Origin of the sequence: Pseudomonas sp. SIMBA_067 (assembly GCF_046534675.1) — a bacterium.
Classification (GTDB): domain Bacteria; phylum Pseudomonadota; class Gammaproteobacteria; order Pseudomonadales; family Pseudomonadaceae; genus Aquipseudomonas; species Aquipseudomonas putida.
On sequence record NZ_JAWRYH010000953.1, the window covers coordinates 1 to 251 of the forward strand.

Below are 251 nucleotides of genomic sequence, written 5' to 3' on the forward strand. Positions count from 1 at the left end.
CTGCGCCCGCAGGCGGCGATGATGGACAAAGTGCTGCAACGCCGCCGTGGCCAACCGCTGACCCTGGCCATACTCGCCCTGGAACTGGCCGGGCGCCTGTCCATTCCGCTGGAAGGTGTGGGCTTTCCTGGCCATTTCCTGCTGCGTGTACCGGGTGCCGACCACCTGCTCGATCCCTGCGGTGGCCGGCGCCTGTACCCCAACGATTGCCGTGAGCTGCTGGCCCGCCAGTTCGGGCCGCATGTTGCGCT

1 protein-coding gene is annotated in these 251 nt (G+C 68.1%); it reads left to right on the plus strand.

What is annotated here, in order from left to right:
* Nucleotides 1–251, plus strand: a 251-nt coding sequence (locus SB765_RS32020; protein ID WP_410932810.1) for a transglutaminase family protein, incomplete at both ends; no start/stop codon positions are given.